This is a genomic window from Streptomyces sp. NPDC005202, from assembly GCF_040608235.1.
Classification (GTDB): domain Bacteria; phylum Actinomycetota; class Actinomycetes; order Streptomycetales; family Streptomycetaceae; genus Streptomyces.
The window spans coordinates 778423-784532 of the sequence record NZ_JBEXHW010000001.1 but is presented as its reverse complement, the minus strand read 5'-3'; the positions used below and the strand labels follow the sequence as shown (position 1 = coordinate 784532).

At 72.1% G+C, this 6110-nt stretch carries 4 protein-coding genes and 2 pseudogenes; 1 reads left to right on the top strand and 5 read right to left on the bottom strand.

All coding sequences use genetic code 11. The features are described from left to right. The first annotated feature begins 495 nt into the window (after nucleotides 1-495). Nucleotides 496-2308, top strand: a pseudogene (locus ABZV31_RS03660) (ABC transporter ATP-binding protein). 9 nt (nucleotides 2309-2317) lie between these two features. On the opposite strand, the gene ABZV31_RS03655 reads toward ABZV31_RS03660, so the two are convergent. From ABZV31_RS03655 to ABZV31_RS03635, 5 genes and pseudogenes are all read right to left on the bottom strand, one after another. Continuing rightward, nucleotides 2318-2503 carry a hypothetical protein gene (locus tag ABZV31_RS03655; protein ID WP_355887500.1) on the bottom strand — a complete coding sequence of 62 codons (186 nt, stop codon included), beginning with the start codon at nucleotides 2501-2503 and terminating at the stop codon, nucleotides 2318-2320. Nucleotides 2504-2680: 177 nt separating this feature from the next. Further along, complete coding sequence (locus ABZV31_RS03650; protein ID WP_355887498.1) at nucleotides 2681-3370, bottom strand: DUF899 domain-containing protein; 690 nt, start codon at nucleotides 3368-3370, stop codon at nucleotides 2681-2683. Nucleotides 3371-3450: 80 nt separating this feature from the next. After that, nucleotides 3451-3579 (bottom strand): hypothetical protein, encoded by a 129-nt coding sequence (locus tag ABZV31_RS03645; RefSeq protein ID WP_355887495.1) that lies wholly within the window; start codon nucleotides 3577-3579, stop codon nucleotides 3451-3453. A gap of 63 nt (nucleotides 3580-3642) precedes the next feature. Continuing rightward, a pseudogene (locus tag ABZV31_RS03640) lies at nucleotides 3643-5007 on the bottom strand (amidohydrolase). A 264-nt stretch (nucleotides 5008-5271) separates the two neighbouring features. Further along, entirely contained in the window at nucleotides 5272-6054 is a 783-nt protein-coding gene (locus ABZV31_RS03635) for a nucleotidyltransferase domain-containing protein (protein WP_355887492.1), read from the bottom strand. Nucleotides 6055-6110 lie beyond the last annotated feature (56 nt).

Genomic DNA, 6110 nt, shown 5'->3' with positions numbered 1-6110 from the left:
TGTTGGAAGCGTGAGAACTCCCATCATCCCAGGTCAGCAGGCACCTCTTCTCGTCTCCCCCCAAAAAAGTGCACCCGTCACGCGGTGGATCGAGGCTGAGGCGGCCGCCTGCTGCGTTCTTCGGGGCGCGCTTCCCGCGCGGCTGCTCTTACGCGCTTCGCGCACGGCTGCTCTCCGTTCCATGCTTCCGGCAGACGGACGTCCGCCCCGCGGCGCCGACGCAGGCCGTACGCCGCCGCTGACCTCCTCCTCGACGTGCGCCCGCGCGCTTCGCCCGCCGGATCGTGCGCCCTGCCTCGAGGGGCCGGCCCCGCGATAGTGGCCGTTCGTCCACGATCGGGGAGGCCATCGGTGGGGAAGAGACGCGGGCGAAGGGGCGAGGCGGACCGGCCCGAGGTGTCGGAGTCGGAGCGGCTGCTCTTCGGCGGCGCGCTGCGCTACGACATGGGCTGGAACCAGCACCGGTAGGCGTTCGTGGAACTGAACTTCCGCGGCATGGTGACGCGGCTGCCCGGACTGCTTGCCTCAGCTTCCGGCTCGCCTGGCAGGCCGACCGGCGCGCCGCGCGGACCGTGCTGGACGCCGAGGCGGGCCGGGGCGCCACGCAGGCGGTGAGCCTGCTCGCGGTGAACAGCGTGCTGGGCCGGGTGATCGCAGGCGGCGCCCTGGAGGACCGGCTGCGCGGCGCCGTCCCCGCGCTGGTCACCATGGCGGCGGTGATGCTGGTCGGCGCGCTGCTGCGGGCCGCGTCGACGGGTACGCGACGGGCCGCCTGGAGCCCAAGGTGGAGGGTGGCGACCGAGCTGTACCTGGAGCGGGCGGCGGCGGTGGAACTGGCCGCGATCGAGGACCACGCCTTCCACAAGTTGCTGGACACCGCGCAGTACGGCGCCTCCTCCGCCCGCCGGATGATCCAGTACGGCACGCGCGTGGTGAACGCGATGATCTCACTGGTCGCCGCGGCGGGCGTGCTCACCGTGCTGCACCCGGTACTGCTCCCGCTGCTGGTGACGATGACGCTGCCGAGCGCGTGGAGCGCGCTGACGAACGCCCGGCGCCGCTACGAGTCCTTCCACACCTGGGTGCAGCACGCCCGCGCGGGACACCTGCTCAGCGGTCTGCTCACCGAGCCTGCGGCCGCCCCGGAGATCCGCGTCCACGGCGTGGGCCCGTTCCTGCTGCGCCACTACCGGGCGATGTCGGAGACCGCGGAGGCGGAGTAGGCCCGGCTGTCCCGGCTCGTGGCCATTACGGGCCCGTTCGCGGCGGCCTGGACGGGCCTGGCGACCGTGGCGACGTACGCGACGCTCGGCGGGCTGCTGCTGGCCGGGGCGATGGCGCTGTCCGTGGCCGGGACGGCGGTGATCGCGATCCGCACCGGCTCCGCGAGCCTGGACACCCTCGTCCTGGAGGTCAACTCGCTCCACGAGGAGGCGCTCTTCGTGGGCGATCTGCACCGCCTGTACGGCGAGGCGGCCGAACGGGCGATCCCGGCCGGCGGGGAGCCGCTGCCGCAGGACCCGCGCGAGATCCGTTTCGAGAGCGTCACCTTCAGCTATCCGGGTGACTCGGCCCGTCCCGCCCTCAACGACGTGACCCTCACCATCCCGCTGGGCCGGATCGTGGCGCTCGTCGGCGAGAACGGCTCCGGCAAGACGACCCTGGTCAAGCTGCTCGCCGGGCTGTACACCCCGGACCGGGGCCGGATCCTGTGGGACGGCGTCGACGCGGCGAGAGCGGACCGGCACGCGCTCGCCGAGCGCATCGCGATGGTGGCGCAGGACTTCAAGCGCTGGCCGTTCACGGCGCGGGTCAACGTCGCGGTCGGCCGTTCGTCGGAGCCCCTCACCGAGGAGCGGGGCTGGCCACCGCGGTCGCCGAGGCGGGCGCGCAGGACGTGGTCGCGGACCTGCCGCGGGGCCTGGACACCCTGCTGGCGCGCAACTTCAGCGGCGGGCACGAGCTGTCCGGGGGCCAGTGGCAACGGCTCGGGTTCGCACGGGCCGCCTACCGGCGCGGCCGCATCCTGATCGTGGACGAGCAGACGGCGGCGCTCGACGCCCGCGCCGAGCTGGAGGTCTTCGAGCGGATCCGGGGGCTGGCCGGCAGCGGCCAGACGGTCGTCCTGATCACCCACCGGCTGGCGTCCGTGCGCCACGCCGACCTGGTGCACGTCCTAGACCAGGGCCGGCTCGTGGAGTCCGGCACGCCCGACGAGCTGCTGGCCACCGGCGGCCTCTACGCGGAGCTGTACGCGCTCCAGGCGGAGCAGTTCACGGCGAAGGTGCCCGCCCCGGAGACGGGCTGACCTTCCACGTCACGCAGCCGCGTCACTGCCGCTGTCGCCACCGCGGACGATCACCAGGAACGTGTCCGTCGCGAGATCCATCACGACCTCCGCGGGCAGGCCCTCCAGACGTCGCGCATGCGCGAACTCCTCCGCCGGCCACGACCCGCGCGGCCCGCCGGCGGGAAAGCGCTCGAGCACCGTTCGCCCGTTCACCCTGCACCTCCATGTAGCGCTGTACTCGTAGAGTTAAACGCCAACCAGGAGGTGAACGCCTCGGCAAGTGACAATACTGAGACGTAGTTGACACGCGTTCAACGCCGAGCGTGATAAGTACGTCACATTTTCCCACATTCCGATCACATTCCGCGTCAACCTGCCTACACCGCGCGTTCACTCCTCGTACTCGTCGTGGTACCGGATCCGCTCACTGCCCGCAGGGGCCCCGAGAGCCGACGCACGCCCCTTGGGTTCCTCCCACTCCTCCTGCCGCCCGAGCGCCGTCAGGTCCAGCAGGCTGGTGGTGGAGCCGAGACCGTCGAGGCCGCGTTCGTACGTCGAGTAGGTGTGGAAGACGCGGTCCCGCTCCCGCAGGAAGCAGCTGAGGCCCGGCCGCTCGACGAGCTCCCCGTCGCACTCCAGGGTCACCTCGAAGTCGCGGTTGAAGTCGCTGCCCGAAGAGGAGTACCAGGGCACTGCCCAGCCCATCCGCGCCTTGAACGGCAGGAGTTTCGTGTACGGCGCCCGGGACACGGCCGCGAACGAGGTGCCGCAGGCATGAAGATGGGCGAGATGCCCGATTTGATCGAGGAACGCGGAGCAACTGCGGCAGCCCGCGCACCACTCGGGCGCGAACATGAAGTGATAGACGACGAGCTGACTGCGCCCCTCGAAGAGGTCCGGCAGCGTGGCCTTGCCGTCGCCTCCCTCGAAGACATACTCCGTGTCGACCTCGACCATGGGCAGCCTGCGCCGCTCCGCGTTGAGCGCGTCACGCGCGCGCGTGGCCGCCTTCTCCTTGACCAGTAACTCCTCGCGCGCCGCGCGCCACTGTTCACGCGAGACGATCTCCGGCAGCGACATGGGCCCCTCCTGTGCGACGGTCCGTTCCAGGTGGTGACCGGCGGGAGGGAAGGAACTCACCGCGGAGTCACGAGAATTTTTCAGTACGTCACCGCGAGGGTGACCAGGCCGCGGGCGCGCAGGGAGGGCCGCCACCGCGGCTCACCCTCCGCGAGCGCCAGGTCCGGCACGTCGTGGGGGTGGTCGATGACGCCGTCCGCGGGATCCACGGGCCCGACCCTGAATTGGGCCTGTCAGGCCTGAAGAGGCCCGTCAGGTCTGAAGAGGGCCCGTCAGGTGTCGTACTCCTGGATGCGCCGGCCGTGGCTGCGGTCGACGAGCGCGGGCAGCCGCTCCCCCAGCTCCCGTACGACGGCGGGCACGTCGATCGTCAGCAGCTCGCGGTCGCGCATGAGGATCCGTCCGTCGACGATGGTGGTGCGGACGTCGGAGGCCCGGGCGCTGTGCACGAGGGTGGCGGCGAGGTCGTGGACGGGCTGGGTGTGCGGTCCGGTGAGGTCGACGAGGACGAGGTCGGCCCGGCGCCCGGGGCGATGCTGCCGACGCTCTCGCCCAGGCCGACCGCGCGGGCGCTCTGAAGAGTGGCGTGGTGCATGGCCTGACGGGAGGTCAGCCAACGGGGGTCGCCCTCGGTGGACTTCTGGATCAGGGAGGTCAGCGCCATCGCCTCGCACACGTCGAGGGAGTTGTTGGAGGCGGCGCCGCCCTTGCGAGCCCGACGGGGATACCGAGGGCGGTGAGGGCCCGGACGGGTGTGGTGGTGGGCCAGGCGAACTTGAGGTAGCCGCGGGGCGCGGTGGCGACGGCCGTACGACCGCCCGCTCGCCGCAGCACGGGCAGGTCGCGCTCGACGATGCCGGTGCCGTGGGCGATGAGCAGGTCGGTGTCGAGGAGCCCGGTGCGCTCCAGGACGTCGATGGGGGTGCGGCCGTGCCGGGCGAGGCTGATGTCGGTCTGGCCGCGGTTCTCGGCGGCGTGGATGTGCACGGGCAGTCCGTGTCGCGGGCGAGCTCGGCGGTGGCGGCGAGGTCGGCGTCGGTCACGGTGTAGGGAGCGTGCGGGGCGAGGGCGGTGGTGATGCGGCCGCCTGCGCCGCCGCGCCGCCGCAGCGCGAACTCCAGGGACTTCTCCCGCCCTTGAGGCCCCTGCGAGGAGAAGAAGGCCTCGCCGAAATGGGCCCGGATCCCGCACTCGGCGACGACGGCGGCGACGGCCTCCATGGCGAAGTAGTGGTCGGCGAAGCAGGTGACGCCCCCGCGGATCATCTCGGCGCAGGCGAGCCGGGCGCCCAACTCCACGTCCCTCTCGGTGAGGTTGGACTCGATCGGCCAGACGACGTCGTTGAACCACTCCTCGGTGGGCAGGTCCTCGGCCACCCCGCGCAGCGCGACCATCGGCGCATGGGTGTGACAGTTGATCAGACCGGGCAGGGCGACCTGGCCGCGGGCGTCGATCCGCTCGGCGGCGGGGAGGTCGGCGGCGGCGTCGGCACGGGTGACGCAGACCACGGCACCGTCCCGTACGACGACGGCCGCGTTCTCCCGGAACCCGATCCGCTTTTGATCGTCGTGCACGAGGACGGTGCATCCGGTGATGATGAGATCGGCGGGAGCGTGGCCCTCGGGAGACTGGCTCATCGCGCCAACGTACGACGCCGTCGTCGTACGGCGTGAGCCGAACCGCGCATCCCGTCGCGGCTCTGTCGCAGAGCGGGCCGGACGAGCACGCTGGCCTCACCACCGCCCGCCTTGGTGACGCCGACGGGTTTCCTGCCGCCGGACGACACCGGCGAAGCGCGCGTCCTGCGGGCGGTGATCGAGCAGGCCGACCTGCTCTGGGAGAGAAGCCGACACCTCCCCGGGTGCTCCACTCCTGCGGCAGCTGAGCCCGCCCCCGCTTCCTCAGGTGTGACCACCCACCTGCCGCACGGCGCGACCGAGCAGCGTCTCGGCCTCCGTGACCGCCCGGGTCAAGGTCGCGGGAGACGCCGTCAGACCGCTGAGGATCCCGTCGACCTCCCGCAGCCCCGCTCGGGCGATGAGGCCCTTGTCGTTGGTGGTCCACTCCCCTCGCGCGGCCAGCACCGCGTGCGCCGTCTGGGTCGCGGCGACGGCGATCGCACCCGCGACCAGGGTGAGGGATCCCTTCGGGGCATGGCCCGCCTTCGCATACGCGAGGGTGGCGGTGGCCGGACCGTACCAGCGCTCCGGCGCGGTCCGGCGCAGCTCCGGCGGGTAGGCGGCGGGCCGGCGCAGCTCCCCCCGCAGCACGCGGTTGATCGCGAGCTCCGCGACGACCAGGTAGCTGGGAATCCCGGCGAGATGGAAGAGCAGCGGCTCGATCCGGAAACGTCCCTCCTCCGCCTCGGCCCACTCGTGCTCGACGACGTCGAGATCCCGGTAGTGCACGTCGACACCGCGCCCGTCGATCGTCAGCCAGGCACCGCCGTTGAACACCCCGCCGCCCCACCCCCCGAGTTCGGAGACCTCGCCCTCCCAACCGAGGGCGCGAAGGTCGGCGGGGTCGAAGCGGCCGCGGTAGTAGACGGCCAGGTCCCAGTCGCTGTCGGGTCCGTGGGTGCCCTGGGCCCGCGAGCCGCCGAGGGCCACGGCCCGGACCCCGGGGAGGGCGGCGAGCCGGTCGGCGGTGGTGTCGAGGAAGGTCCGGTCGGAGAGGGACGGCACGGCTGCGGCTCCAGCGGGTCCGGTTGTGGGGGCGCTGGGAGCCTATGACTGCTCCG